The 26,188-nt window shown below is 48.1% G+C and carries 23 protein-coding genes, 1 pseudogene and 1 riboswitch; of the genes and pseudogenes, 12 read left to right on the top strand and 12 right to left on the bottom strand.

The features are described from left to right. Positions 1–2: 2 nt before the first annotated feature. Both C510_RS0104270 and C510_RS0104265 read left to right on the top strand, forming a co-directional pair. Positions 3–1,805: an ABC transporter ATP-binding protein gene (locus tag C510_RS0104270; protein ID WP_018710099.1), complete on the top strand. Its 1,803-nt coding sequence runs from the start codon at positions 3–5 to the stop codon at positions 1,803–1,805. 15 nt (positions 1,806–1,820) lie between these two features. Further along, positions 1,821–3,551 carry an ABC transporter ATP-binding protein gene (locus C510_RS0104265; protein ID WP_018710098.1) on the top strand — a complete coding sequence of 577 codons (1,731 nt, stop codon included), beginning with the start codon at positions 1,821–1,823 and terminating at the stop codon, positions 3,549–3,551. Positions 3,552–3,710: 159 nt separating this feature from the next. Here C510_RS0104265 and C510_RS0104260 read toward each other — a convergent pair whose 3' ends face one another. Then, positions 3,711–5,306: an IS1182 family transposase gene (locus C510_RS0104260; protein ID WP_018710097.1), complete on the bottom strand. Its 1,596-nt coding sequence runs from the start codon at positions 5,304–5,306 to the stop codon at positions 3,711–3,713. Between the two features lie 239 nt (positions 5,307–5,545). Here C510_RS0104260 and C510_RS0104255 point away from each other — a divergent pair, with 239 nt between their 5' ends. Continuing rightward, positions 5,546–5,863, top strand: coding sequence for a DUF3784 domain-containing protein (locus tag C510_RS0104255; protein ID WP_018710096.1), 318 nt, complete (start codon positions 5,546–5,548; stop codon positions 5,861–5,863). 11 nt (positions 5,864–5,874) lie between these two features. Here C510_RS0104255 and C510_RS0104250 read toward each other — a convergent pair whose 3' ends face one another. The 5 genes from C510_RS0104250 to C510_RS0104230 all read right to left on the bottom strand — a co-directional run bounded on the left by C510_RS0104250 (position 5,875) and on the right by C510_RS0104230 (position 11,442). Beyond that, positions 5,875–6,603 carry a DUF6064 family protein gene (locus tag C510_RS0104250; protein WP_018710095.1) on the bottom strand — a complete coding sequence of 243 codons (729 nt, stop codon included), beginning with the start codon at positions 6,601–6,603 and terminating at the stop codon, positions 5,875–5,877. Positions 6,604–6,606: 3 nt separating this feature from the next. Next, on the bottom strand, positions 6,607–7,104 hold the full coding sequence (locus C510_RS0104245; RefSeq protein ID WP_018710094.1) for a threonine/serine exporter family protein: 498 nt from the start codon (positions 7,102–7,104) through the stop codon (positions 6,607–6,609). Next, complete coding sequence (locus C510_RS0104240; protein ID WP_018710093.1) at positions 7,101–7,874, bottom strand: threonine/serine exporter family protein; 774 nt, start codon at positions 7,872–7,874, stop codon at positions 7,101–7,103. The genes C510_RS0104245 and C510_RS0104240 overlap by 4 nt, the downstream gene beginning before the upstream one ends. 105 nt (positions 7,875–7,979) lie before the next feature. After that, entirely contained in the window at positions 7,980–8,498 is a 519-nt protein-coding gene (locus tag C510_RS0104235; RefSeq protein WP_025892240.1) for a biotin/lipoyl-containing protein, read from the bottom strand. Positions 8,499–8,666: 168 nt separating this feature from the next. Next, positions 8,667–8,868: riboswitch (cobalamin riboswitch) on the bottom strand. 75 nt (positions 8,869–8,943) lie between these two features. After that, entirely contained in the window at positions 8,944–11,442 is a 2,499-nt protein-coding gene (locus tag C510_RS0104230; RefSeq protein ID WP_018710091.1) for a YfhO family protein, read from the bottom strand. Between the two features lie 102 nt (positions 11,443–11,544). Between C510_RS0104230 and C510_RS0104225 the strand changes: the two genes are divergently transcribed. Both C510_RS0104225 and C510_RS0104220 read left to right on the top strand, forming a co-directional pair. Further along, on the top strand, positions 11,545–12,240 hold the full coding sequence (locus C510_RS0104225) for a 5'-methylthioadenosine/adenosylhomocysteine nucleosidase (RefSeq protein WP_018710090.1): 696 nt from the start codon (positions 11,545–11,547) through the stop codon (positions 12,238–12,240). A 10-nt stretch (positions 12,241–12,250) separates the two neighbouring features. Further along, positions 12,251–12,730, top strand: coding sequence for an S-ribosylhomocysteine lyase (locus C510_RS0104220; protein WP_022339018.1), 480 nt, complete (start codon positions 12,251–12,253; stop codon positions 12,728–12,730). A gap of 76 nt (positions 12,731–12,806) precedes the next feature. On the opposite strand, the gene rpsO is transcribed toward C510_RS0104220, so the two are convergent. Then, positions 12,807–13,076, bottom strand: coding sequence for a 30S ribosomal protein S15 (gene rpsO, locus C510_RS0104215; protein WP_018710088.1), 270 nt, complete (start codon positions 13,074–13,076; stop codon positions 12,807–12,809). Positions 13,077–13,191: 115 nt separating this feature from the next. After that, positions 13,192–14,187 carry a cation diffusion facilitator family transporter gene (locus tag C510_RS0104210; RefSeq protein ID WP_018710087.1) on the bottom strand — a complete coding sequence of 332 codons (996 nt, stop codon included), beginning with the start codon at positions 14,185–14,187 and terminating at the stop codon, positions 13,192–13,194. Between the two features lie 526 nt (positions 14,188–14,713). Here C510_RS0104210 and C510_RS0104200 point away from each other — a divergent pair. After that, the gene (locus tag C510_RS0104200) at positions 14,714–15,514 is read left to right on the top strand and encodes a 4Fe-4S binding protein (RefSeq protein WP_244870449.1); all 801 of its coding nucleotides are present in this window, start codon (positions 14,714–14,716) and stop codon (positions 15,512–15,514) included. 112 nt (positions 15,515–15,626) lie between these two features. Here the strand turns inward: C510_RS0104200 and C510_RS0104195 are convergent, their stop codons facing one another. Beyond that, positions 15,627–18,176 (bottom strand): glycoside hydrolase family 31 protein, encoded by a 2,550-nt coding sequence (locus tag C510_RS0104195; protein WP_018710084.1) that lies wholly within the window; start codon positions 18,174–18,176, stop codon positions 15,627–15,629. Between the two features lie 493 nt (positions 18,177–18,669). Here C510_RS0104195 and C510_RS0104190 point away from each other — a divergent pair, with 493 nt between their 5' ends. The 6 genes and pseudogenes from C510_RS0104190 (at position 18,670) to C510_RS0104165 (ending at position 22,714) form a co-directional block, all read left to right on the top strand. Then, the gene (locus C510_RS0104190; RefSeq protein WP_154651949.1) at positions 18,670–19,347 is read left to right on the top strand and encodes an O-methyltransferase; all 678 of its coding nucleotides are present in this window, start codon (positions 18,670–18,672) and stop codon (positions 19,345–19,347) included. Positions 19,348–19,373: 26 nt separating this feature from the next. Next, on the top strand, positions 19,374–19,943 hold the full coding sequence (locus tag C510_RS0104185; RefSeq protein WP_018710082.1) for a cob(I)yrinic acid a,c-diamide adenosyltransferase: 570 nt from the start codon (positions 19,374–19,376) through the stop codon (positions 19,941–19,943). 64 nt (positions 19,944–20,007) lie between these two features. Next, positions 20,008–20,229, top strand: a complete 222-nt coding sequence (locus C510_RS0104180) for a DUF2795 domain-containing protein (protein WP_002558131.1) — start codon at positions 20,008–20,010, stop codon at positions 20,227–20,229. A 257-nt stretch (positions 20,230–20,486) separates the two neighbouring features. After that, the gene (gene trxA / locus C510_RS0104175; RefSeq protein WP_018710081.1) at positions 20,487–20,951 is read left to right on the top strand and encodes a thioredoxin; all 465 of its coding nucleotides are present in this window, start codon (positions 20,487–20,489) and stop codon (positions 20,949–20,951) included. Positions 20,952–21,071: 120 nt separating this feature from the next. After that, positions 21,072–21,494, top strand: a pseudogene (locus C510_RS16100) (M15 family metallopeptidase); the annotation flags it as partial. Positions 21,495–21,514: 20 nt separating this feature from the next. Then, positions 21,515–22,714, top strand: a complete 1,200-nt coding sequence (locus tag C510_RS0104165; protein ID WP_018710079.1) for a THUMP-like domain-containing protein — start codon at positions 21,515–21,517, stop codon at positions 22,712–22,714. Between the two features lie 98 nt (positions 22,715–22,812). Here C510_RS0104165 and C510_RS0104160 read toward each other — a convergent pair whose 3' ends face one another. From C510_RS0104160 to C510_RS0104150, 3 genes are all read right to left on the bottom strand, one after another. Further along, the gene (locus C510_RS0104160) at positions 22,813–23,247 is read right to left on the bottom strand and encodes a SufE family protein (protein WP_018710078.1); all 435 of its coding nucleotides are present in this window, start codon (positions 23,245–23,247) and stop codon (positions 22,813–22,815) included. A gap of 20 nt (positions 23,248–23,267) precedes the next feature. Next, on the bottom strand, positions 23,268–24,275 hold the full coding sequence (locus tag C510_RS0104155) for a M20 family metallopeptidase (protein WP_018710077.1): 1,008 nt from the start codon (positions 24,273–24,275) through the stop codon (positions 23,268–23,270). Positions 24,276–24,408: 133 nt separating this feature from the next. Further along, the gene (locus C510_RS0104150) at positions 24,409–26,175 is read right to left on the bottom strand and encodes a gamma-glutamyl-gamma-aminobutyrate hydrolase family protein (protein WP_018710076.1); all 1,767 of its coding nucleotides are present in this window, start codon (positions 26,173–26,175) and stop codon (positions 24,409–24,411) included. Positions 26,176–26,188: the final 13 nt, after the last annotated feature.

The following is a 26,188-nucleotide window of genomic DNA, read 5'->3' as shown; positions in this document are numbered from 1 at the left end:
CAATGGAGAAATCAAAAAAGAAAGAAGGCTTGTCCCGTCTGTTCGAGATAGCGGGACAAAGGAAAGGTCTGCTTATATTAGCAGGTCTGCTGTCGGCTGGCAGCGCGGTGTGTATGCTTGTGCCTTATTGGGCAGTTTATGAAATTTTGAAAGAGTTGCTGTCGAATGGCTCCAATCTTTCCGCTTTGGACGGAACGGACATGATGCGTTGGGGATGGATTGCATTTGGAGGGCTTGTTGGCGGATTGATATTGCTCTATGCCGCCCTGATGTCCTCACATGTGGCTGCATTCCGTATCTTGTATGGGTTGCGTGTCCGTCTGTCTGAACATATCGGCAAACTGCCTTTGGGATATTTGAACAATACCTCTACGGGAGCCATCAAGAAAACAATGGACCAGAATATCGAGAAAATAGAGGGCTTCATCGCCCATACCATTCCGGATTTGGTCAATGTAATGGCAACGGTAGTGGTAATGCTGGTCATCTTTTTCTCGCTGGATGTGTGGCTGACAGTCGTGTGCTTGGCCGTTGTGGTGCTTAGCTTATTCCTGCAATTTTCCAATTTCATGGGAAAAAGGGCAAGGGAGTTCATGGCCATCTATTACGATGCGCAGGAAAAGATGAGCGCGTCCGCCGTGCAGTATGTACGGGGAATGCCCGTAGTCAAGATATTCGGGCAAAGCGTCCGTTCGTTCCGTCAGTTCAATGCCGAGATTCAGGCATACAAGACATTCGCCTTGAAATGCTGTGATACCTACCAGAACGGGATGATTGCCTTTACCGTCTTGCTCAATTCGATGGTAACGTTTATTCTTCCTGTGGGCATCCTGCTGATGCAAGCCAGTCCGCAATCCTTGTCATTGGCGGTAGTATGGCTGTTCTTCATTATCATGGGACCGGGTATGGCTTCCCCCGTTTATAAACTGACATTCTTGGGAGGCAACACGCGCGACATCGATGAAGGTGTAAACCGTATCGACCGCATACTTGAAAAGAAATCTGTGCCGGAGCCGGAACATCCGCAAGTGCCTGCCGCCTACGATGTGGAATTCCGACATGTGTCATTCTCTTACGAAAACACGGAACAGGGCACACGGACGGAAGCCCTGCGTGATGTCAGCTTCATTGCACCACAAGGAAAGATAACTGCTCTTGTCGGTCCGTCAGGAAGCGGCAAATCAACGGTTGCCAACCTGATACCCCGGTTCTGGGATGTGGTGCAAGGGAAAATATGTATAGGCGGTGCGGATATACGCCAAATAGCTACCGCAAAACTGATGGATATGGTTTCATTCGTCTTTCAAGACACTTTCCTTTTTTACGACACTCTTTATGAGAACATCGCCGTAGGCTCTCCTGATGCCACGAAAGAAAAGGTGATAGCCGCTGCGAAAGCTGCCCAATGCCACGATTTCATAGAGCGTTTGCCGCAAGGCTACGAAACAAGGATAGGCGATAAAGGTGTATTCCTGTCCGGCGGTGAAGCCCAACGGATATGTGTAGCTCGTGCCATATTGAAGAATGCTCCGATACTGGTGTTGGACGAAGCCACTGCCTTCGCTGACCCTGAAAACGAGCATAAAATGCAGATGGCTTTGCAGTCACTGATAAAGGATAAAACGGTCATTGTGATTGCCCATCGCCTTTCTTCCATCATCTCCGCACATCAGATTGTCGTCATGAAAGAAGGACGCATTGTGCAATGCGGAAAGCATGAACAGCTGTCCGTGACGGAGGGTGTATATAAAAATATGTGGGATGCCTATACGAGCGCATACCATTGGACATTGAACAAAAATTGAAAAGGAGAACAAGATATGAACGCAATCAAAAACATTACCATCGGACATACCGAACGGCTTTACAAGCCGGTGGGTTACACCATGCTTGCCAACTTAGTGAATATAGTACCGTTTTGTCTTTCTATAGAAGCGATACGTATCATTTTCAGTGCATTTGACGGGAGCGGACAGCCGCTTGACACGACCCGCCTGTGGTGGATATTCGGCATTATGGCTGTTTATATGCTGGTCATGGCTTTGGCAGAACGGGCATCCTACCGAGCCAATTTTAGAGGAGCATACGAAATGAGTGCTTCCGGGCGTTTGTCGCTGGCGGAGCACTTGCGGAAACTATCGTTGGGCTTTTTGTCGAAACGTGATCCGGGTGATTTGTCGTCTATGCTTGTTACGGACTTCATGATGGCAGAAACCGGAATTTCGCACCACCTGCCCCAACTTATGGGTGCCATAGTCATGCCCGTACTGGCTTTTGCTTCGCTTGTATGGATAGATTGGAGGATGGCGGTCAGTATGTTTGCCGCCTTGCCGCTTGCCTTGCTCGTCCTGTGGGCAAGCACAAAGGCACAGCGGAAGTTAAGCGGCAGGCAAATTCAAGCAAAAATAAATGCTGGAAATCGGTTGGAAGAATACTTACAGGGTATTCGTGTAATGAAAGCGTACAATCTGATAGGTGACCGCTTTGTTAGGTTGCGCGATGCTTTTGCGGAACTTCGCCGTGCTTGCATCCGTCAGGAGGCCTTGTTAGGCCCGTTCGTCTTGTTGAGCATCACTTTGGTACGTGCCGGGCTGACAATGATGGTATTATGTGGAACTTATCTTCTGTTGGGAGGAAAACTTTCAATCCTTGTATTTGTGCTGTTCCTTGTGGTCGGTTCTCGTGTGTTCGACCCGCTGACTTCCGCACTGACAAACTTTACCGAGTTCCGCTATTTTTCCATTGCCGGTGGACGCATCCTTTCCTTGATGAACGAGCCGGAGATGAAAGGAGAACGGCAATCCCCGGTAGCGGGCGACATCCGGTTTGAACACGTATCGTTTGCCTATCAAGACAAGGAAGTGTTGCATGATATAAACATTACGCTCCCGAAAAACTCCTTGACGGCTCTTGTCGGACCTTCGGGAAGCGGGAAAAGTACGGTGATGAAGCTTTGCGCCCGTTTCTACGACCCACAGAAAGGATGTATCTTTTTCAATGGTGTTCCGATGAATGAGATAAATCCAGAAAGTCTGATGAGCCACATCTCTATGGTGTTCCAAGATGTCTATCTGTTTCAGGACACCATACGCAATAATATCCGCTTTGGTAAAACTGACGCGACGGAAGAAGAAATTATAGCCGCAGCTAAAAAAGCCTGTTGCCATGACTTCATCATGCGGTTGCCCAAAGGATATGACACCTTGGTAGGCGAAGGCGGGTGTACCCTTTCGGGCGGAGAAAAGCAACGCATATCCATAGCCCGTGCCATGCTGAAAGACGCACAAATCATCCTGCTTGATGAAGCGACCGCCTCACTTGACCCCGAAAATGAAGTGGAAGTACAGAAAGCCATAGATGCACTCATCAAAGGGCATACTGTCATTGCCATTGCGCATAGACTTAAAACCATTAAGGGCGCAGACCAAATTATCGTGTTGGATAACGGACGGATAAGGGAAAAAGGTACGCATGAAACATTGATGCAGGCCGAAGGGTTGTATGCCCAACTATGGAATATTCAGGAACAAATTTCAGGTTGGAAACTGTAAAAACGGTATAAAAATCAATAGGAGGGTGTGTCAAAATGATGCATCCTCTTTTTTGTTATATAATCATTGGTTTCTCATTTTTATAGAGTCTGATTTCAGTTTTTCTGTGTTTCTCTCTAATATCCATTCCTCCCTGTGGTATAATGGGCTGTAGATGGCTTATGCCACCCTTATATTTTGATAACCTTTGTCTGTCATCTTCTCCTTCTTGATCTTTGCGCACATTTTCTTTATATTGAATGCAATGGCAAAGAAGGCAAAGTCCATTGTAACCTTGTCTTTTCCAAAATGTCTGAACCTCTTGTACGCCATGTCATACTTGATCTGTCCAAAAACGGCTTCAGGTTCTATACATCTTTGACCTCTATGTTTTATTCCCTTCTCTGAGGTAAGCCTTTCACGCGCCTTCCGCTTGTATTCTTTCAGTCTGTGGTTCACTTCTATGGTACGTTTCTGTGACTTCGATTTGAAGCACATACATCTGAGAGGACATCCTTCACACCTCACGGCCCTGTAACGTACGCTCTCGGTAATATACCCGCTTTCCGTTCTGGAATGCCGTACACCGGTACGTCCCATGTGTTGTCCCATGGGACACACATAATAATCCTCCTCTTCGTTGTAATGGAAACTCTCCTGTCGGAACGGGTCTGCCACATACCGTGGCCTCTGCTCCTTGTGGAAAAAGTTATACTTCACATAGGCTTCCATTCCGTTCTCTTCCATAAAGCGGTAGTTCTCTTCCGAGCCATAGCCCGAATCGGCAACCTCTTCCGAAGGGAAATGCCCGTAACGGTCCATGAATGAAGTCTCGAACGGAATCATGGTCAGTGTGTCCGTAGGATTGGGGAAGAGTGCAAAATCCACAAGGAACTGGTTCTCCGTCCCGATCTGCAGGTTGTATCCGGGTTTGGTCTGTCCGTTCCTCATATGATCCTCCTTCATCCGCATGAATGTGGCGTCAGGGTCAGTCTTGGAATAGGAGTTGCGTCCGTCAAGGATCTTCATGTGCCTGTCATACTCTGCAAGCTTGTTACGGTGGGACTCCAGCTGCTTGAGCTGCCTGGCTTTCTGTCTCTGCACCTTCTTATCCTCCCTGGTGGATGCGGCCGGAGTCTCCTCAAGGGAGCATTTCAACTCTGATATCATGTCTGTCAGCATGGAAGGGGTGAACTCGACGCTGTCATCGATGCAGGCATTGTCCTGTGCTATGACATCATCAATCTGTTGCAGGAGGATACGTATCTTCTCAAGAAGTCGTGCACGGTTGCGCTCCACATTCTTACGCCATACGAATGTGTATCTGTTGGCCTTGGATTCAATCTTTGTACCGTCAACATATTCAACGTCAAGACTTATGAATCCTTTGGATGCAAGGATGAGGACTATCTGTGTGAATATCCTGTTTATTTCATCCTTCACGCGGTTACGGAAACGGTCTATAGTCCGGTAATCCGGCTTCTCATAACCGGCAAGCCAGATGAAATGGATGTCACGGGTTAGGGAACTTTCTATCTTGCGACAGGAATAGATGTTGTTCATGTAGGCATATAGAACAGCCTTAAGCATCATTCTCGGGTGATAGGGGGCACGGCCCAATTCCTTATACAACTTGTGGAAGGAGCTAAGATCAAGGTTATCAACTATAGCATTTAATATGCGTACCGGAGCCTCTGCCGGAATATCTTCATCTATTCTTTGAGGAAAAAGGACGGTCTGGTTGGGATTGTAAGGACGAAAATGTATCTTTGCCATATTACTTTGCTTATGCTTAAAGATACAAAATCTTTAGGTAATAACAAAGCCTCGGCTTGGGAAAGTCGGGGCTTTGTCGTAAAAAAATAGAGGGCGCATCATTTTGACACACCCTCTATGATTTCTATGCCTTGTACCGGGTCTGGGTACAATAAAAGAGCCAAGTAATTGAAACTTCAATCGCTTGGCTTTTTTGTTTTTTTGAAACTTTCTTACCGTGAAATGCCTTAATTACTATTATGGAAATTGCCATTTGGATAACATCTGTCATCTTGTTTGTATTGGGACTGCTTGTCAGAAAATACCCCAATCTGATAGCAGGGTATAATACCATGACTGCGGAACAGAAAAAGAAGGTAGACATCAAAGGTCTGTCCAGTTTCATGTGCCGCTCGTTATGTGTAATGGCAGTGCTTATGGTTTTATCCTATTATGCAATGGTGATGATGTCGCCAGGAGAGAAGGCTGCATCAATCATATCGACTACGCTGATACCCATTATCGGAGTGATTTATGTGGTGGTAAAGGCTCAGCGTTATGACCACAACGGAAAATGAAGCAGCTGTCTTTATATGTCCTTTGCCAATTCTATAAACAATGTTCCCATCAGAATGATGCCTATGCCGATGCAGAGGATGATAAGCAACCAGTTGATGTACTTGGTCTGTGGTTTGGTCACGTCATGCAGATTGCATAAGAAATATTCTTTGAAAAATAAATAGATGGCTGGAACCGAGGCACTGGCCAGCAAATAATCTTCGGGAATCTTGAAGAAGAAAGTCTTCGAGAATCCTATCATTGCCCAGTGGCAGAGCAAGAGAACAATGAACAGGTTTATCTTCCGGGAGAACATCAATAGAATTCCGATGGTGAAAACCACAACCGAACATGGCATGACAGGGGAGGTGATGGTCGGGAAATCCATGCCTCGCAGGATGGAAGCTATCGGATACAGGAAAGGCATGCACAGCAGGAAACAGGCCAGTCTGGTGTATTTATGATTCCGTTCAAAAGGAGTATATCCTGTCAGCAGGTCCCAAAGCCATGAGGCGGCAAGGATTCCCCAAAAGATAGCCATGACATTATTGTAACTCCGTTCGGCACAGTAGATATAGAAATAGACGATGGAAATCCAAAGATAGAGTGCTATCAGAAAGATTTTCATGCTGATGATGCTCCGGCGGCAGGGCTTTTTGATCAGATAGGCAGTCAGACAGATACCGGTCAGTGTGATGATGAGTTGGTATACCCAAGTGGAAGAATTGTATAGCGCGATTGTTTTCCAAAAAGTTTCCATCGTTTATTGTCGTTTTTTGTTTCTGGTTAATGAAGAAGCCCGTTCCGGGAAGATGAACATGGGCAGGGTAGCTCCTGCCGCAAGCATGAATACTACGGTACAGGTAACCATTGAATTGGAAAAGAACATTTCCATGTATCCGTTTCTTTTCAACGGGTCATCCAGGTATTGTAGGAACATGATTTGTGAGAATACCATGTTGTAGGCGAATTTGCCTGGTACCATCGGAAGCAGGGCAGGAATGTAGAGTACCGTCATCGGGGTACGTGCCTTTTCTCCGAGCCATAGGCTTCCGAATCCGATGAGTAACGCTCCGATGAGGGAACCGGTAGAAATGTCTGTACCGAGAAAGTTCATCAGGCAATAGCGGCAGGCATGTCCGACTGCAGCCAATAAGGCGATGAAGCGGAAGGCTCTGATGGGTGGGTCGGAAATGGCTCCGAAGCCCACTCCGGCCAGAGCCGCAAAAATGCCGTCGGAAAGTATGTCCAGTATCATCATAACAAGCTGTCTTTAACTAACAATAATGTGAACGATAGTCCGGTAGCGATGCATACTATCAGGAGTGAAGCCTGTACCAGACGGGCGAACCCGGTAGAGATGTAGCCTTCTACGATATCAATGACCCCGTTTATCAGCGGAACCCCTGGAACGAGGTATAGCACACTGGTGGCCAGAGCTATCTCGGAAGTTGTCTCTAGAATCAAGGCGATGGACGCACAGAGGGAGGCGACAAAGGCTGAAACGATGAAGACCAGGTAATGATTGATTCCTTTGCCTGTCATCTGCTGCTTCAGAAACATACCGGTGAGGGTAGCCGAGAAGACGATACCCATTGACCACCAGTCGCCTCCGAACAGGTGGCAGAACGAAGCATTGGCCAGTCCTGCCAATATCAAAACGAAAAACGGATGGACGACCGGTTGCCGGATAATATGCTGGTATTTGCTGCGTAAGTCGGAAAGAGACAGGTGGTTGTCGTAAGTCTCCCAGCTGAGGGCGCTTAATCTGGAGTTTTGTTCAAAACTGATGGGGAGTCCGGGGATATCCGTTACTTCGTTGTGGTGCTCGTGAGTACGTTCATCGACTACCGTCAAAATGATATTCCGTTGGAACACACTGATTTTTACGGAATATCCGAATGCTTCGCCAATTCGTTTGGCACTACGGATAACCCGTGAGGTGTGTACGCCACATCCCATCATGTGGGCAGAATATTCGGAAATAAACTCTCCCACCTCCGATAGCTTTTCTTTTTTCTGTCCTTCCATTTTACTTTTCTGCAAATGTATAAAATTATGTCATACGGGCAGTCAATTGAGTGTAATGATGTGCGAAAGACTTCATCTTCATGACTTCTGTATGGGGATGCTGTCTTATTTTTTCGGTGGAAGAATATCCAGGGTTATCAGTACCTGATGGGTATTTACAGAATCTCCTTCCTTTACCAGGATATCTTTTACGATGCAGTCGGCGGTTACTTTGTAGTTGGTCTGCATCTTCATGGCTTCCAGTACGATGGCCGTTTCTCCTGCCTGTAAGCAATCGTTCTTTTGGACAGGAATACGAATGATTTTTCCCGGCATGGGAGCGATAATCCGGTTGTCCTGTTTTTCGTTGGCTGTTTGCTTTGAGCGCTTGAACTTCGTTTGTTCGTCTATGATAGTTACCTGATAGGCCGTATGGTCGATGTGTACGTCGTAACTTTTATTTCCTTCCTGGCGGACCAGCTCGGCATTGTGTGAACGTCCGTCGTGCAGGATGGAGCATCTGCCTTTTCCTTGCATGGTTAAATCAATTTCATACAGTTTGCCGTCGACGGTAATCCGTATGTTGTTTCCTTCTTTACTGATGAGGGTTACCTCTGCAACCCGGTTGCCAACATGTATTTCCATGGTTCTGAAAAAATGATACAGGAGAAGAGGACATGGCATACGGGCCTGATACAGGCTGTCGCACCACATTCTTCATCAGACACCTGTGACCGGCTTGTCACACTTGTCTGTTCTCATGTAAAAGGTATATAACTATTTTCGTACTGCTTCCCTAATCCCACGAGTAGAAACAGCCTTTAATGAACGGCAGGTCTTCTGACTGACTCCCGTCTTGACACCTTCCCGGTTCTGCCGAACCAGTGGTAAAGAGTATTTGTCGAGACGTTGGATGGAGTTTCACAGCAGCGGGACTGTCCGGGATTTTCACCCGATTCCCTTTTAATCCATGAAGATGAACATCCGCATGAAACCGATTCGCTGCAAATATAATGGAATAAACCGAAAACAGCCGTTATCGACTCGTAAAATCTGTCAATAACGGCTGAATTTATCAGATGTGGAAATATCAGGCGTCTTTTCCCCGACGGCGTATGCCCAGTACAATGACGACGACAGCTCCTGCCAATAGTAATCCTAAGGCTGTATAGGCTATTGTCTCTGTAACATGCAATGATTTCGGGTCGAAGGTAAACTCAATGGTGTGTTTACCCGCCGGCACATTCATGGCGCGTAAGATATAGTCGGCACGTCCGTGGGGGACTTCTTTGCCGTCAATAAAGGACTGCCATCCCGGATAATAGATTTCCGAGAATACTACGACGCCCCCTTTCGGGCTGTTTACTTCGTATGTCAGCGCATTGGGTTCGTAAGCGGTCAGGGTGATGGTGTTCAGGCTGTCGGCAACGGCCGTTTCTGCCTTCACTTCGGCCGCGAAACGTTTGTCGACCACGGCCGTATGCTTCGGGTCCATCTGATGCAAGGCATCGATTTCCTGATTGGCATTGTCTACATACTTCACTTCATCCACGAACCAGGCGTTACCCAAAGCATGCGGATTCAGGATAGGCACCGTATTGCCATCCTGTAACGGGAAGATGTAGTACCGGGTATTCAGCATGTTCAGTACCGGGAAGTGGCTGGCATCCACCTGATTCATATCACCGCCTGCCGCCGGAAGTTCCTTGAACAGGGATGTGATTTCTCCTTGGATGTGTTCTTCGATGATTTCCTGATAACGGCGCAGCTTGGCGGCATGGTATCCGCCGATGCTTTTATGCCAGTAGGAGGTCTCATTCTCGTTGAATGTATTTGTAGACAGATTCAATACACGGAAATCGAGCGTCTTGTCGGCCAGAATCTCCTTATCCGTCTGCGAAGGTTCCAGGAAAGGTTTCATGTCCGAACCTTTGGCTACGAACTGTCCGTCATACAGGTAGCGTTTGTTGACTCCCCACATATCTACCAGGCAGACCAAGGCAATCAGACCGATTGCCCATTTGGCCTTCAGCTTGCCCATACAGTACAGTCCCAGTATAATGAATCCGAGGAGAATGAATATCAGGCTACGCCAGGCATCGGCCGTAAAGACAGCTACACGCATCTCTTCCAGATTCATCAGAATCGGAGTCAGCTGTTCTTGCGGAATGGCTCCCTGCAAGGCGTTCATTTCAGCGGTAGAGATATAATTCGGGAAGAAGAAGCGCGGAGCTACAGCGAACAGCAGGGCCAAACCTCCGGTCAGTCCCAGACTGATGTAGAAAGCCTTTGCCCGTTCCTTGAACAGGGACGGATGCTCAATTACCTCTTTCAGAGCCATGATGGCCAGCAACGGGATGGTAAATTCTGCAATCACCAGGATGGAGGAAACCGCACGGAACTTGTTGTACATCGGTATATAATCGATGAAGAAGTCTGTCAGTCCCATGAAGTTCTTTCCCCACGAAAGCAGGATAGAGAAGATGGTACCGCCCAGCAAGGCCCATTTCATCGGTCCCTTTACCAGGAAACATCCCAGGATGAACAGGAATACCACGAAGGCACCGACATATACCGGACCGGCCGTACCCGGCTGTTCACCCCAGTATTGTCCGATTTGTGTATACAGGCCCATGTAGTTAGGGTCGGCTTTTTCCATCGCTGTCGTATTTTCTGAAAGCGGAACAGATGCTCCTCCTTTCACGTTCGGCACCAACAGCGAGAATGTTTCTCCGATGCCATAACTCCACTGCGTGATATAGTCACGTTCCAGTCCGCTACTGGTCTGGTTGGCTACATTTTCTTTCACCAGTTCACTTTTTCCGCGCATGCTCTCCTTGCTGTACTGATAAGTATGGTACAGATTGGACAGGTTGACGCAGATACCTACCAGCCCGGCTATGACGAGGATTCCCGTCGACTTCAGGAAACTGTTCATCTGTCCTTCTTTCCAGGCGGATACACCGAAGGCGATGGCCATGAACAGCATGACAAACAGGAAATAGTAAGTCATCTGCAGGTGGTTGGATACTATCTGCAGGGCAACGAAAAGGGCGGTGACAATACTCCCTGACAGGTATTTCTTCCGATAAATCAGGACCATACCGGCGATGGTAGGTGGAATATAGGCCAGTGTGACGAATTTCCAGATGTGTCCGGCTGCAATGATGATGAAGAAATACGATGAGAATGCCCAGATAATGGCTCCCAAAGCCGACATCCAGACCTTGAAGTTAAAGGCACGCAGCAGAATATAGAATCCCAACAGCATGACGAATACATACCATACATACGTAGGCAGGAACAGATGATACAGGTTCTGTACATAATTCAGTAGTTTGCTGGAACCGTAGCTCGGTGCCAACTGATAGGTCGGCATTCCTCCGAACAAGGCGTTTGTCCACCGTGTAGTTTCCCCTGTACGCTCATGAAATTCTTTGGCCTCCTGCCCGGCACCGATTCCGGCCACCGCATCGTGCTGGGCCAGAATCCTTCCTTCGGTCACTGCCGGATAGAAATATACGAACGAGATGACCGCAAAAAGTATGACCGCCACTATATCAGGAAGCAGCTTCTTGAACAGACTCATAAACAGAATACTTTATTAATTATTAATTGTTTTCGGTCGACAAAGATAACACAATACTGACTGAAAAGTCGTAAATTTGCTGACGAAAATCTTTTTTAACGCATGAAAATAGGAATCATTACTGCCATGTCTTCTGAACAGAAGCAACTGGCCAATCAACTTGAGAACAAGACAGAACACGTAGAAGGCCCTTTCTCTTATATCGAAGGGACCATCCGACAAAATACCATTATCCTGATGCAGTGTGGAATCGGTAAGGTAAACGCAGCCGCAGGGACAGTAGAACTTATCCGTCATTTCGCACCAGACTGCATTATCAGCACAGGTGTAGCCGGAGGTATAGATACCTGTTTGAAAATCATGGATGTAGTAGTAAGCCGTCAGATCGTTTACCACGATGTATGGTGCGGCGAAGGAAATGCGTACGGTCAGATTCAAGGTTTGCCGACTTTCTTCCAGGGAAATGATACACTGTTTGACTGTGCCTTGAGCCTGGATACCGAAACTGCCATTCACGGAGGCCTTATCTGTACCGGCGATAAATTCATTACCGACCGTCATGAACTGGATGCCATCAAGGCAAATTTCCCGGAAGGTCTGGCCGTCGATATGGAATCGGCTGCTATCGCCCAGATTTGTTACCTGTATAAAGTGCCGTTCATCAGTTTCCGCATCATCAGCGATACTCCGGGAGCCGACAAGCATTTCGAACAGTATCTGAATTTCTGGGGAGAGATGGCCGACCGCTCGTTCCGTGTCACCGAAACTTTCCTGAAAGCATTACCCAACAGACTCTAATCTCAAAGACATGAAAAAAATACCTAGCTTTACTGTTGACCACATTCATCTGTTGCGCGGTATCTATGTATCCCGCCAGGATGAAGTCGGTGGCGAAATCGTGACCACTTTCGACATCCGTATGAAGGAGCCGAACCGTGAACCGGCTTTAGGACCGGCTGCTATCCATACCATTGAACACTTGGCTGCCACTTTTCTGCGTAACCATCCTACATGGGCCGATAAAATTATCTATTGGGGTCCGATGGGCTGCCTGACAGGTAATTACCTGGTTGTGAAGGGTGATTTGACTTCCCGCGACATTGCTCCACTTGTAACGGAGACTTTCCGCTTCATTGCCGGGTTCGAGGGTGACATACCGGGAGCTTCTCCACACGATTGTGGAAACTATCTGATGATGAATCTCCCGATGGCCAGATGGGAAGCAGCGAAATACCTGCACGAAGTGCTGGAACAGCTGACCGATGCTAACCTGGAATATCCGAAATGACAATCATAAAAAAATCAGCCGTTCTTCCGGAGAGGAGGAACGGCTGATTTTTTGTTCGTTGCAGCAAGTAAACGGATTACTTACGCAGACCGAGTTCTTTAACGATGGCACGGTATCTTTCGATGTCGCGGTCTTTCAAGTAAGACAGCAAGGCACGACGCTTACCTACCAATGTAGTCAGAGCTCTTTCAGTGCTATAATCTTTTCTGTTGAGCTTCATGTGCTCAGTCAGGTGAGAAATACGGTATGAAAACAATGCAATCTGAGCTTCAGGAGACCCAGTATCAGTGTTAGACTTTCCGTACTTTCCAAAGATTTCTTGTTTTTTAGCTGCGTCTAAATACATAATTTTGACTATTTATTAAAATGTATAAATTTGATTTGCGGGTGCAAAGATAGGCATAATCTTTTAAACAACAATTCTTTTCCTCGTTTTTTTCATGAAAATGCCGGATAAAAGACTAATGGTCGCGCTCGTTGGTATTTTCGATGAAGGTAGCGAGCGTGATCGGTTCGATAGCTACGAACTCTTCCCGGCGCATCTTGCAGGTCTTACAGCCGCAACTGCGGCATTTGGCCTGTTCGAAAACCGTACACGGGTCCAGATGAATGGTCAGCTGGATGCGGTCGGCATACTTCTTTTCCAGGATTTCCCTCAACCGGGCCCCTTCCTGATGGCCTTTTTCGATGGTGTAGAACCAGGGAAGTGTCAAATCGCAGTCCATATACAGGAAATTGCCGTATTTGATGACCTTGGCGTTATGGATGTCTATCCAGTCGGCCGAGCGTTTTTCGTTCAGTTCCGAAGCCATGTCGTTCAATAGAGCCTCGTCGGCCTTGTCCAGCAGATTCGCGATGGTTTTCCGTAAGATGGAGATACCTGTTATGATGATGATGCCTCCGAACAGGAAGGCCAGGGCACTGTCTATCCAGGCAATTCCGGTGAAGTACAATACAAGCAGTCCGGCTACCAGTCCGATGGTGGAATAGGTGTCCGACTGCAGGTGCTTTCCACCCGCTACCAGAGCCATGGAATTATACCGTTTCCCGATGTATACGCTGTACCATCCCATCAGGTAATTGAGTAGCCCGGAAAAGGCGACAATGTAGATACCTATGTCCAGTTTCTGTATACCTACCGGGAAAAACAGATGGAGTATTCCTTCGTAGACAATCAGCAGTCCGGCAAAGGTTATCAGAATCCCTTCGACAGAGGCGGATATCTGTTCCATCTTACCGTGTCCGAACGGATGGCTCTTGTCTTTGGGTTGGGCAGACCAGTGGAGGCTGTAGAGACTGACAAAACCTGCTACTACATTTACAATGCTTTCCATGGCATCGGTCAGAATACCTACTGAATTGGTCAGCCAATAAGCGGCAAATTTACCGATCAGTATCAGCGATGAGATGGATACAATCCATCCCTGCACTTTCTGTTTAAGTTGCTCCTCGTTCATGCTTTCCTTTTTTATAATATGAAGCTGTTTACGTACCTTCTTCTGCCCGGATGGCAGAGGGTAGCCTGCAAACAGTTTCTAAACAGGCTGCAAATTTAATCAGTTCTTGACAGGTGTATTCTGTCAAAGCTCAAGATTTGTCATCCTGTTCCGACATTTGGAACGAATCGAAATAGTGCTTATCTGTTGAATCTTCAGAATAAGCGGATTAATGCCGGGAAGGACCGGTAAGGCCGGCGTTCTGTTCTATGTTCTTCGTGGCTGGAACCTGGATTCTGCGGTGGAAGGATGTATGTTTCCGGTACGAAGACTGTAGGTTCTCTGAATGTGGAACCTTGTAAATGGACTTATGTCCTTGGTATTCAGTGAGGTAACGAGGAAAAGGTGTAGCATGGCCCATGCATTTTCCGGAAAGAAATTTTGTGGTCTGCCTGTATATCGTTAGCTTTGTGAGAATAAGGACTTGATGTATTTGTTTCTTTAACCGATTATATTTCAAGAGATGCATGTAAAAAACGTTTTGTTGGTGACATTTTCTCCTACCCGCACTTCCCGGTGTATAGGAGAAGCGATTGCACGTGGGACCTCGTATGAAAATATCCGGATACAGGATTTGACGTATGAGGTAGAGGAAACTCCGATAGAGGTACCTGCCGAGACGTTGTTGGTAGTGGCGGTTCCGGTATATGGCGGAAAGGTGGCTCCACCGGCTCTGAAACGGATGAGTGGTCTTAAGGTGGCAGGAGCTCCTGCCGTATTGGTGGCTCTTTACGGGAATCGGGCTTACGAACAGGCTTTGGTCGAGTTGGAAAGTTTCGTTACCGGAAAAGGGGCTCAGGTAGTGGCCGCCGGAGCTTTTGTCGGTGAACATTCGTACAGTGTGGAGGCTTACCCGGTAGCTGCCGGTCGTCCGGATGCACAGGATATCCAGATGGCTGAAACTTTCGGCCGGAATATCCGGCTGAAGCTGGATAAGGAGCCTGTAGGAACGGTAAATGCCGCAGACCTGCCCGACCGGGCGATGGCTACCGAAGAGATGCTCCGTTTCCGGACGGATGTGCAGGCAGCCTTGAAAGGGGGAGCCGTCGTTCCGCAGACCCCGAAAGTAGACGAAGATTTATGCGACCATTGTGGTACCTGTGTAGAGCAGTGCCCTACCCAGGCCATAGTAGCGGGTGAGGAGACTGCTACGATAGCCGACCGTTGCATTCGCTGCTGTGCCTGTGTCAAGGTTTGTCCGCAGCAGGCGCGTACATTCGATACACCTTTCTCTGCATTGCTTAACAAGCATTTCAGTGAGCAGAAAGCGAATCGGGTGCTTCTGTAAAAACGGGTGGTGAAAAGATAAAGAAACAGCAGGTGGAGTATGCATTCTTCACCTGCTGTTTCTTTGGGATATTATTGCAGACCGGGTTTCTGCGGTGTTACCGGTCTATTTCTTATTTCCAGTCGATGTATTGAAGGAACCATTGGATATCTGCTTCCTTCAGGCCCTGTGTCCTTAATACTTCGGGAAGGTTCTTGTAGCTTTCCTGGAATTGGCCGGCCAGGGTCGGGAGGTTTTCGGGAGCGTATGAGACCGCTTCGGCGAAACTGCCCATACAGCCTAAGTCTTCTTTCAGACAGATACCCGCATCGCGCAGTTTCAGGTTCTCGATGGCTTTGCCGATTCTCCGTGCCTTTCCATACAGTCCGTCGAGGTCTACCTGGTTTTCCGGGTAGCGGATTTGGATGGTCTGTGCTGTTCCGTTCGGGACAGAAGGAAGTTCGATGTAGATTGCCAGCTCTTCACCGAGGTATTTGTAGTCTACGGGCTGTCCATTCACGGTAATTGCTTGTGGGGCTTGTGCGGACAGAACTTTCAGACCGAATGAGCGATTGGCTGCCATATCCTTGTACTGTCCTTCCCGTTTCCCGATGATGATTTCATCTGCGTTTCCGCTACGGGTAGCGGTCAGTTGTGTAGTGGCATATTCCTTGGCATAGTTCTTGTCGTTTCCGTTGTCTTCGTATAAGGTAAACGTTGACGTCGTGGCTTTGCCGGGGAAGAGGGTGAGCATGATTTTCTCGTTACAGTTGTCCAGGTTCATTACTTCGTCGGTATACATCGGCAGTATGGCCCCTGCCTTTACATAAACAGGGTACTCGTCGATGGTAAAGCGACGTTCCATTACTTGATTACCTGTCAACAGGCATCCGGAGTGCCATTCATACCATTCACCTTCAGGCAACCACAATTTTACGGTGGTATATCCGTCTTTCATGGGCGATGTGGCAGGACAAATCAGCAGGTCGTCGCCGAACATATACTGGGTACGGAAGCCGTAGGCCTCGTTGTTTTCCGGATAGTCGTAATACAAGGGCCGGCAGAGCGAAATACCGTCATCGAATCCTTTGCGGGCCATGGTGTAGATGTACGGTGCCAGCCGGTAACGGGTCCGGATGGTCTGGCGCAGGATATCGCTGTATGCGTGACTGAATTGCCAGGGTTCCTTGTTCATGGCTGCCCCTTTCTGTGAATGCGTACGCATGATGGGGCTGAATGCGCCGAACTGCATCCAGCGGACATACATTTCAGGGTCGATGCGGTCGCCCAGGTGTCCGCCTATGTCATGGCTCCAGTAACCGTAAAGCACGTTCGAAGCGGTGGCGCTGAAATACGGCTGGTAGTTGAGCGAGTTCCACGATACTACGGCATCGCCGGAGAATCCGGCCTGATAACGGTGGTTGCCCATACCTCCCCACCGATGGTAGAGTAGCGGGCGATGTTCGCCGAACTTTTCCATCTGGCTGAAGAAGACATAGTTCAGCCACCAGGTGTTGGTCAGTTTCTTCACTTGAGGGTCGTAAAGGCTCTGTTGCCAGTCCAGCCACCAGAAGTCAACTCCTTCTTTTTCCATCGGAGTCAGGATGTTCTTGAATACGCTCTTGATGAGTTTCTTGTCCGAGCTTACCCAAGGGATGGTTTTGCCGGCTTCGGCGTCCGGTCCCATATCTTTTATCATCTCCGGATATTTCTCTTCGTAGGGAGCGATACCGTCGGCCGGATGAAGGTTCAGGGTTACTTTCATGCCGTTCTGCTTCAGGTAGCTCATCAGTTTCTGTGGATTGGGGAACAGGTATTTGTTCCATGTCCATCCGGTCCATCCTCCTTTTCCTTCTTCGGTATAGTGCCAGTCCATATCGATGACCATGACATCTACCGGAATACGGTATGAGCGGAAGTTTTCCGTCAGTTCGCGCAGTTCCTTGTCCGAGTAGGCCCAGTAGCGTGACCACCAGTAACCGAAAGCATAACGGGGAAGGAGTGGCATTTTCCCACCCAGGAGTGTGTAGTCTTTCAGTGCCTTTTTATAGTCGTGGCCGTAAGCCATGAAGTAACCGTCTTGTCCGTTGTTGGCAGGGCGCTCTTTTACCCAACTCCATTCCGGGTCATTGTCGAAGAGCAGTCCTTCCGAATCGTCGATGAAGGTCCATCCGTCTTTGGCCAGCAGTCCGTCTTCCAGTTTCAAGGTATCTCCTTTCTGCGTGTCAGGGACCCAAGTCTGTGTCTGCAGGTTGCCGTCCATGCCGTCCAGTGTACGGTATGTGCCTTTCAGGTTGGCCTGCTGTTTCATTCCCGGTTTCCATGTGAAGGGAAAAGTCTTGTCTGTCGATGTAATGGAAAGGTTGTCTGCTGTAAACTTTCCGCTGTTGAGCCGATAACTGAGTTTCATCTTACCGGTAATAATCTCGACTTTGTCTTTTCCTTTCTTTACTTGAAAGTCTGTCTTGGGATAGCTTCGGTTGACGGCAATGAACGAAGGTTCGTCTACAAACTTCCCGTCGGGGGCATACTCCATGCGTACCATACCGTCTGAAATGACGGTGAAGCGGACATGGGAATCGGTGTACGCAATGCCTGACCCCATTTCCTGTGCCTGCAATGTTGTACAGAAAAGCAAGGCAAGGATGCTTAGCCATTTGAATCGTCTGTTGATTTTCATCATATTTGTGTGTGGTTAAACGTATAAGTATATATAGGTATTCTCTTATAATATAGGAGTCAGGCAGATGATGCTACAAGATGCCTTGGCGCGTGTAAGATACTTTCTGTTTTTCATAGGTTGAAGTTGCTGTTATGTGTTGCAGCAAATATAGTGATTGGTGGGATAATCTCCTCCATCAATCACTGAAATTTTGTATTGAATAACTCGCTTTCCGTACAGTATCCTGTAATATCCATCCGAGGAACATGAATACTTTTTGACAAGTTTCTGTTTTTGGCGAGAATCCGGATGAAAAGTCGTGGATTTTTGTTGTCAGATTGTTTCCTTTTTTAAGAGAATGATTTATCTTTGTTCTTTAGAAACTGTTTAAATTTTAATTCTGAATCATTTAGCTGGGGCAAATAGGATTCAGACATACCGGGCATTTCTGTTTTATAGGATTTAAAACAGTTTTTGAGCACAATATTAACCTGTATAATACACTTGAAGAATGGTGAATATACTTTTACGTAGTTGGAACTGGTGCCGCCGTTTCCGCCATCGGTGTGGATATGGGGTACATTCTCCTTCCGACTTCTTTCTGGTGACATCTGTTGTATACGAACAGTGGCCGTTTTATGCTTACGGACCTTTGCATCACTTACGTAGAGTTGTAGCTTTTTTGCCGCATTATCGGGAAAAAGTAGACCGGTTCCTTTTTCGCCTGGTGAACCATCTTCAACCTTCTTTGTTGATAGAAGTAGGTACAGGGAGCGGCATCAGTACCCGTTATATGTCCGAAGCATGTACTTCGATGCAGGTATATACTTTGGCCGACAAGCGGGAGGATGCGGTAGAGCGTATTCTTTCTTCCAAAGAAAATATCACTTATCTGACAGAAGGAACCATCGATACATTGGAACGGTTGAAAAAGGAAGGAATACGGCCGGACCTGGTACATATCGGGAATACACCGTATTACCGGGAGGCTGTAGAGGCCTTACTGCCGTTGGCTGATACCGGTACCTGTTTCATTATCGGTACTCCTTATGCCGATGCCTCAAAGAAAAGTTGGTGGAAAGAACTGGTTGCCGATGAACGTACGGGGGTGACTTTCGATTTATATGATGTGGGTCTGGTGTTTTTCGATAAGCGGAGGGCCAAAGAACACCGCATCATTAATTTCTTATAAAACACTATTTAAATAATTACGCAATCATGAAGAAAAGTCATATCTATACGAAGACCGGCGATAAGGGAACTACTTCGCTGGTAGGAGGTGTACGCGTGCCGAAGACCCATCTACGTCTGGAGGCTTATGGCACCATCGATGAATTGAACTCCCAGTTGGGAGTGCTCATTACCGCCGTCAGTGATACGGCCAGTAAGGAGATGCTGCAGTACATTCAGCACAAGCTGTTTGCGGTCGGCTCCTATTTGGCTACCGACCAGACTCAGGTAGACCTCCGGGTGGAGAGTCAGGTGAGTGAGGAAAGTATTCTCCGTTTGGAGCATGCCATCGATGAGATGGACGAGGTTCTTCCTCCATGGCGCGGATTTATTCTGCCGGGCGGCTCGTATGAGGCCTCTCTGTGCCATGTCTGCCGGACTGTCTGTCGGCGGGCTGAGCGTCGCATACTGGCACTGGAGGAAAACGGAATAGGTGAAATCGATGAAAAAGTAAAGCGATTTATAAACCGTTTGTCCGACTATTTGTTCATATTAGCCAGAACGTTAAACCTTTTAACACAACACGATGAAATTTATTGGGATAAAGGTTGTAAATGAAATAATTTGTTTTACTTTTGTGGCTTCATAATAGCGAAATGTAGAACTTCTAAAATTAGATACTATGTATTGGACATTGGAATTGGCCTCAAAGCTGGAAGATGCTCCTTGGCCAGCAACTAAAGACGAATTGATTGACTATGCTATGCGTTCAGGTGCTCCGTTGGAAGTCATTGAAAACTTGCAGGAAATGGAGGATGAAGGTGAAATCTATGAAAGTATAGAAGATATCTGGCCGGATTATCCGAGCAAGGAAGATTTCTTCTTCAACGAAGAGGAGTATTGATAGCTTACGAATCAACTGACAGTTAAATATCGGCGGGATGGACAAGGATTTGTCCGTCCCGCTGTCGTGTGTACACATGGCATACCGTAAGATGGGGTTGAATATCAGCTGTGTCGGGGAATTCTCTGTATTTTTTGTCAATAGATGTTATAATTTAATCAAAATCATCGGCAGATTTGGTCGGATGCATCCAAAGTCTTACTTTTGAGAAATTTTCCATAGGAAACAAATTGTACAACAATTAATTTTAAAGAATCATGAAGAAAATTCTTTTTTTGTTGCTGACCGTGTTTACGGTTTCGACAGCCTGTAGCCATACACCGAAATCATCGGTAGAAGTTGCTCAGGCTGAGGGAAGTAAGGTTATCCATCTGACCGAGGCTGAGTTCCTGCAGAAGGTCTATGATTATAAGAAGAATCCGGATGAGTGGGTGTTTGCAGGAGATAAGCCGGCCATCGTCGATTTTTATGCTACGTGGTGTGGCCCTTGCCGGCAGGTGGCTCCGATTCTGGAAGAACTGGCCAAGGAATACGATGGAAAGATTGTCATCTATAAAATCGATACCGATAAAGAACAGGGATTGGCAGCAGCATTCGGCATTCGTAGCATACCGACAATCTTGTTCATTCCTCAGCAGGGAAAACCTCAGGTGGCTCAGGGAGCCCTTCCGAAAGAGGAACTGAAAAAGGCCATCGATGAATTTCTGTTAGGTGGCAAGTAATTTCCGGGAGCTTCCCGGTTGAGCGGACAGCTTCTTGCGGGTATCTGCCTTCCGTGTGAATCGGAAGAGGAAGATTCCGGAGGAAGCTGTCTTTCCGTTGGATGGATAGAATAAAAAGGTATGGATAAAAGATTCGGATTTCTGGTATTGGCATGGGCGCTGACCTGTGGATTATCGGCACAGACTCCGTTGGAGCGGCAATTGGAGAAAAAAGGACTGGTGGATGTCTGTCAGTTAGATTCTACCATTCAGGTTCGGTTGATGTATGCCCGCCCTGATAATTTTGTCGGGAAAGTGCTTTACCGGGAGTTGAATCGGGCTTATCTGTTGCCCGAGACGGCTCGGGCATTGGTAAAAGCCCAACAGGCTTTGAAACGTCTGCATCCGGATTATTCGCTCTGTGTATACGATGCTACCCGTCCGATGTCGGTACAGCAGCAGATGTGGAATACCGTGGCAGGCACTTCCCGGAAGAACTATGTGTCCAATCCTGCCAATGGCGGCGGATTGCACAATTACGGACTGGCAGTGGATGTAAGTATTGATTCTTAATAGATGAATGTATGAATCCGATTTCTACCGAAACAAAGACTTTTATACAGGAACATCGGCAGGACGATGTGCGTGCGTTGGCTTTACAGGCCGGTAAGTATCCACAGGTGGATATGGCTGAGGCTGTAGTTCAGATTGCCGGTTGGCAGATCGCTGAAAAGAAGATTCCGTTGTGGGCACAGACGGAAGGTATTCTGTATCCGCAGCACCTGTCGATGGAGCAGTGTTCGTCTGAAGTGACTGCCCGGTATAAGGCTTCGCTGGTGAGTGGAGAATCGTTTGCTGATTTGACCGCTGGCCTGGGGGTGGACTGCTCGTTTATGGCCCGGAACTTCAGTAGGGCAACGTATGTAGAACGGCAGGAAATCTTGTGTGATCTGGCCCGCCATAATTTCCCGTTATTGGGCTTGTCTCATATCCAGGTGTGTCAGGCCGATGGAGTAACGTATCTGCAACAGATGGAACCGGTGGATTGTCTGTTTCTGGACCCTGCGCGTAGGGACATTCATGGTGGGAAAACAGTTGCCATCTCGGCTTGTGAACCTGATGTCTGTGCCTTGGAATCTTTGCTGGTAGAGAAAGGGCGATGTGTGTGGGTCAAATTGTCTCCGATGTTGGATTTAGGGACGGCTTTGCGTGAGTTGAAATACTTGCGCGAAATTCACATTGTAGCTGTTAATAACGAGTGTAAAGAGTTAATAGCTTTGTTGAAAAAGCCTTTAGATAACGATTATTTATCTGGTAATGAGATAAGAATGTTTTGTGAACAGGCTGTTAATAACTTGTTGACAACTCCTTTCAGCTTTACACTCTCCGAGGAAAGGAATGCTGTATGTACCTGGGCCGAAGAGGTGGAAGATTATTTGTATGAACCGGGAGCCTCGCTGTTGAAGGCAGGCCCCTACCGCTTGTTGTCGGAGCGTTATGGAGTCCGGAAACTGCAGGCCAACAGTCACCTGTATACTTCCCGTCAGGAAGTGGATTTCCCGGGTCGCCGGTTCCGCGTATTGGATGTGACCGATTTCGGAAAGAAGAATTTGAAGCAGTTCTTGCAGGGGGTAGAAAAAGCCAATCTGACAGTACGTAACTTCCCGACATCGGTAGCGGAGCTGCGCAAGAAATTGAAGTTGAAAGAGGGGGGAGAATTATATCTTTTTGCTACGACCTTACATGCGGGACAGAAGGTGTTGATAAAGTGTGTAAAGGCGTGAGATTTTATACGGATTAGCATGATGCGGGCCAGTCGGAAGAAGTCATTCTTTCCGGCTGGCCCGTAATGTGATGGAGGTAACTGTACCTTCTTATCGGATTACTGTTCCTGTTGTTTGGCTTTGAAGGCCAAGGCATACATACGCATCTGTTTGACCATAGCCAGCAGTCCGTTGCTGCGTGTCGGTGACAAGTGCTCCTTCAATCCAATCTTTTCGATGAAATAGAGGTCTGAATTCAGAATCTCATCGGGAGTATGACCGGATACTACTTTTATCAACAGGGAAATGATTCCTTTTACTATCAGGGCATCACTTTCTGCCTGAAAAACCACTTTCCCCTCGTTGTCCAAATCTGCCTGTAGCCATACGCGGCTTTGGCATCCGTCTATCAGGTTCTGTTCAGTCTTGTATTGCGGGTCGAGAGGTTCCTGTTCATTTCCCAAATCTATCAGCAGTTGGTACTTGTCCATCCAGTCGCTGAAGTCTTCGAATTCCTCGATGACTTCGTCTTGCAGTTCATTGATTGTTTTCATGTTATATATGACTCCTTGAATTATTTTTCGTTGTAGATGACTCCCATGACCGTTTGTCCCACTGCCTGCAGGGTACCCTTGTCGATGTTGTCAATCGTGTCGTCCAGGGTATGCCAGGTAGGATTGAATCCGGTATCGCTCTGCATGTCGTAATGGATGATGTCTACGCAAGGTATCTGCCGGAACAGGTTTACATAGATATGGTCATCGGTCACTTCGCCTCCATCTTTCTTGATGAAATAGTTGCCGTATCCCAATTTCTCGGCCATGTTCCAAATTTTCTTCATGGCATTGTTGGCGGTACGTTTGGAATATCCCTCATACATGAAGGTAGCATTCTTGCCTCCCACCATATCCAACAGGATACCGAAACGGGCCTTGTAGTCGGGTACATGCGGGATACGTCCCCAGTATTGGGAGCCCAGGCACCAGGTGTCCGGTTTGTGCTGGCCTTCGTAGAAATCGGGAGTACCGTAGTCTTCCGCATCGAAGAAGATGATGTCTACTCCGATGGTAGGAGCCTGTTGCTGCAGTTGGCGGGCAATTTCCAGCAATACACCTACACCGCTGGCTCCGTCATTGGCTCCGTCTATCGGTTTCTTGTGGTTAGCGGCCTCATCCTGGTCGGCATAAGGGCGGCAGTCCCAGTGCGCACAAAGCATCACCCGTTTCTTGCTGTCCGGATTATAGGCGCCGATGATGTTCCGGGCTTTCAGCAAGGTGCCGTCGTAAGCCATCAAATCAGTCTGTTGGTTGTATACTTTAGCACCGAATTTTTCCAGTTGTCCGGCCAGGTAGTCTCCGCAGGCACGGTGAGCGGCTGTATTCGGTACACGTGGGCCGAAATCTGTCTGGGCCTTGACATAGGCGAAAGCACTGTCCGCATTGAAGGCAGGAACCTGCACTTCGGAGGTCTCAGCAGTTGTTTCTTCAGCCTGTGTCTGATTCTTCGGACTGCTTCCGCAGGATAACAGGGCAGTTCCTGCCAGGAATGCAGTAACGGCGAATGTATTTCTGAATAGTTTCATACGTAGAAATTTAAAAAGCTTCGGCTGCAAAGGTAATCAATTCGTAGAAATAGCCGATACGGACGGACATAAAAAAACTTCCGCTCTCTGTGCTCCTTTGGGGCCTGCACATCGGAAGCGGAAGTCTTTTGTCTCAGCGGTTTCCGTATTGCTGTACTTCTTCCATGACACGCAGGAAATTGCCTCCCCAGATGAGTCTGATGGCGTTTTCATCGTATCGTTCCAACAACAGGTGGCGGGTGAAGTTAATCAGTTCGGATGAGTCGTTGCAGCCGATGATGCCTCCGTCGCCGTCGAAATCCGTTCCGATGCCTACATGCTCGATGCCTATCAGGTTGACCATGTGGTTCAGATGTTCGATGGCATCGCAGATGGTGGCCGTTCCTTCTTTCCGCAGGAAACCTCCGTAGAGGCATACCTGTACCACACCTCCCTGGCGGGCAATGGCTTTCAGTTGTTCATCGGTCAGGTTGCGCGGGTGGTCGCACAGGGCTTTGCAGGAGGAGTGGGAGCAGACTACCGGTGCCTGGCTGATAGCGAGGGTATCGTAGAAACTTTGTTCTCCGGCGTGGGAGAGGTCTACCATCATTCCTACCCGGTTCATCTCCCGGATGACCTGGGCTCCGAATTCACTGACTCCTTCACAGGCGTCGTTGTAGCGGGCTGACCCGCAGATGTCGTTGTTCCCGTTGTGGCAGAGCGTCATGTATACCACGCCCCGGTTGCGGAAACGCTCTACGTTCCGGATGTCTTTCCCGATGGCGTAGCCGTTCTCGATACCCAGCATGATGGCTTTCTTGCCATCCTGTTTCAGCCGGTAGAGGTCTGCCGGTGTATAGGCGATGTCTACGGCTGTACAGTTCATGGCTACCATCTCCTCGATTTCGTTCAGCAGACGGTCTGCTTGGGCGGTAGCGGCCAGCAGCGCTTCGTCGGTCCGTTCCTTTTGGGGCAGGTAAGCTACCATGATGGTAGCGTCTTGCTTCCCTTCGGTCATCTTGTGCAGGTCGACCTTGATATGCGGGTCACGGGTGGCGAAGTTGATATGCTGTCCGAAGAACATCGGAGTGTCACAATGTGTGTCGAGTGTCAGGATACGCCGGTGCAAGGTTTTGGCCTGGCGGAACAGACGGGCTTCCTTGATGAGCCAGCCGAAAAGCGGCATCATGCACTTGTCCTGATTCAGGATGAAACATTCGGGATGCCATTGCACACCCAACATGGCTTTGTGCTCGGTACTTTCGATGGCTTCTATGACGCCGTCGGGGGCGAGGGCTGAGACACGGAAGCCTGGAGCGGGCTCTTTGACAGCCTGGTGGTGGAAAGAGTTGACCGGCAGTTTCTCGGCCTTCATGATGCGTGCCAACAGGCTGTCTGGCGTTATGGTTACCGTATGCGACGCAAAGGCCCGGTCCATATCCTGGCTGTGCTTGATGCGCTTGCCTTCCTGTTGGACATCGATGTCCTGATACAGGGTACCTCCCAGTGCAGCGTTCATCACCTGGATGCCGCGGCAGATACCCAGTATCGGAATCTGTCGGTTGGCTGCCAGTCTGGTCAGCAGCAGTTCCTGCCGGTCGCGGTAGGGATTGATGTTATGAAGTTCCTTGATGGGCTCTTCGTTCAGGAACAGCGGATTGATATCGGCTCCGCCTGTCAGCAGGATTCCGTCTACTTCGTCCAGCAGGTTGACCAGTGTCTCTGTATCATCGAAAGGGGGGATGACAAACGGAATGGCACCTGCCTGCAGGATAGATGTATAGTAACCCGGGGCAAGCATCAGGTTGCCGTCGCTGAAGTTTCCGGTGATACCGATGACCGGTTGTTCGTGCCGGTTCGGGAAACGGCTGTGCAGTTCCCGGTAATCGGCTTCTATATCGAATGTCTGAGATGTTTTCATACGTTAATCTTTC

Source organism: Phocaeicola barnesiae DSM 18169 = JCM 13652, from assembly GCF_000374585.1.
GTDB lineage: Bacteria > Bacteroidota > Bacteroidia > Bacteroidales > Bacteroidaceae > Phocaeicola > Phocaeicola barnesiae.
Note: the sequence above shows the minus strand (reverse complement) of the source record. Positions and strands in the feature narration are given on the sequence as shown.

Coding starts and splice junctions, on each gene's coding strand:
- C510_RS0104270 (WP_018710099.1), top strand. CDS start 3: ATGGAGAAATCAAAAAAGAAAGAAGGCTTGTCCCGTCTGTTCGAGATA.
- C510_RS0104265 (WP_018710098.1), top strand. CDS start 1,821: ATGAACGCAATCAAAAACATTACCATCGGACATACCGAACGGCTTTAC.
- C510_RS0104260 (WP_018710097.1), bottom strand. CDS start 5,306: ATGGCAAAGATACATTTTCGTCCTTACAATCCCAACCAGACCGTCCTT.
- C510_RS0104255 (WP_018710096.1), top strand. CDS start 5,546: ATGGAAATTGCCATTTGGATAACATCTGTCATCTTGTTTGTATTGGGA.
- C510_RS0104250 (WP_018710095.1), bottom strand. CDS start 6,603: ATGGAAACTTTTTGGAAAACAATCGCGCTATACAATTCTTCCACTTGG.
- C510_RS0104245 (WP_018710094.1), bottom strand. CDS start 7,104: ATGATGATACTGGACATACTTTCCGACGGCATTTTTGCGGCTCTGGCC.
- C510_RS0104240 (WP_018710093.1), bottom strand. CDS start 7,874: ATGGAAGGACAGAAAAAAGAAAAGCTATCGGAGGTGGGAGAGTTTATT.
- C510_RS0104235 (WP_025892240.1), bottom strand. CDS start 8,498: ATGGAAATACATGTTGGCAACCGGGTTGCAGAGGTAACCCTCATCAGT.
- C510_RS0104230 (WP_018710091.1), bottom strand. CDS start 11,442: ATGAGTCTGTTCAAGAAGCTGCTTCCTGATATAGTGGCGGTCATACTT.
- C510_RS0104225 (WP_018710090.1), top strand. CDS start 11,545: ATGAAAATAGGAATCATTACTGCCATGTCTTCTGAACAGAAGCAACTG.
- C510_RS0104220 (WP_022339018.1), top strand. CDS start 12,251: ATGAAAAAAATACCTAGCTTTACTGTTGACCACATTCATCTGTTGCGC.
- rpsO (WP_018710088.1), bottom strand. CDS start 13,076: ATGTATTTAGACGCAGCTAAAAAACAAGAAATCTTTGGAAAGTACGGA.
- C510_RS0104210 (WP_018710087.1), bottom strand. CDS start 14,187: ATGAACGAGGAGCAACTTAAACAGAAAGTGCAGGGATGGATTGTATCC.
- C510_RS0104195 (WP_018710084.1), bottom strand. CDS start 18,176: ATGATGAAAATCAACAGACGATTCAAATGGCTAAGCATCCTTGCCTTG.
- C510_RS0104185 (WP_018710082.1), top strand. CDS start 19,374: ATGAAGAAAAGTCATATCTATACGAAGACCGGCGATAAGGGAACTACT.
- C510_RS0104180 (WP_002558131.1), top strand. CDS start 20,008: ATGTATTGGACATTGGAATTGGCCTCAAAGCTGGAAGATGCTCCTTGG.
- trxA (WP_018710081.1), top strand. CDS start 20,487: ATGAAGAAAATTCTTTTTTTGTTGCTGACCGTGTTTACGGTTTCGACA.
- C510_RS0104165 (WP_018710079.1), top strand. CDS start 21,515: ATGAATCCGATTTCTACCGAAACAAAGACTTTTATACAGGAACATCGG.
- C510_RS0104160 (WP_018710078.1), bottom strand. CDS start 23,247: ATGAAAACAATCAATGAACTGCAAGACGAAGTCATCGAGGAATTCGAA.
- C510_RS0104155 (WP_018710077.1), bottom strand. CDS start 24,275: ATGAAACTATTCAGAAATACATTCGCCGTTACTGCATTCCTGGCAGGA.
- C510_RS0104150 (WP_018710076.1), bottom strand. CDS start 26,175: ATGAAAACATCTCAGACATTCGATATAGAAGCCGATTACCGGGAACTG.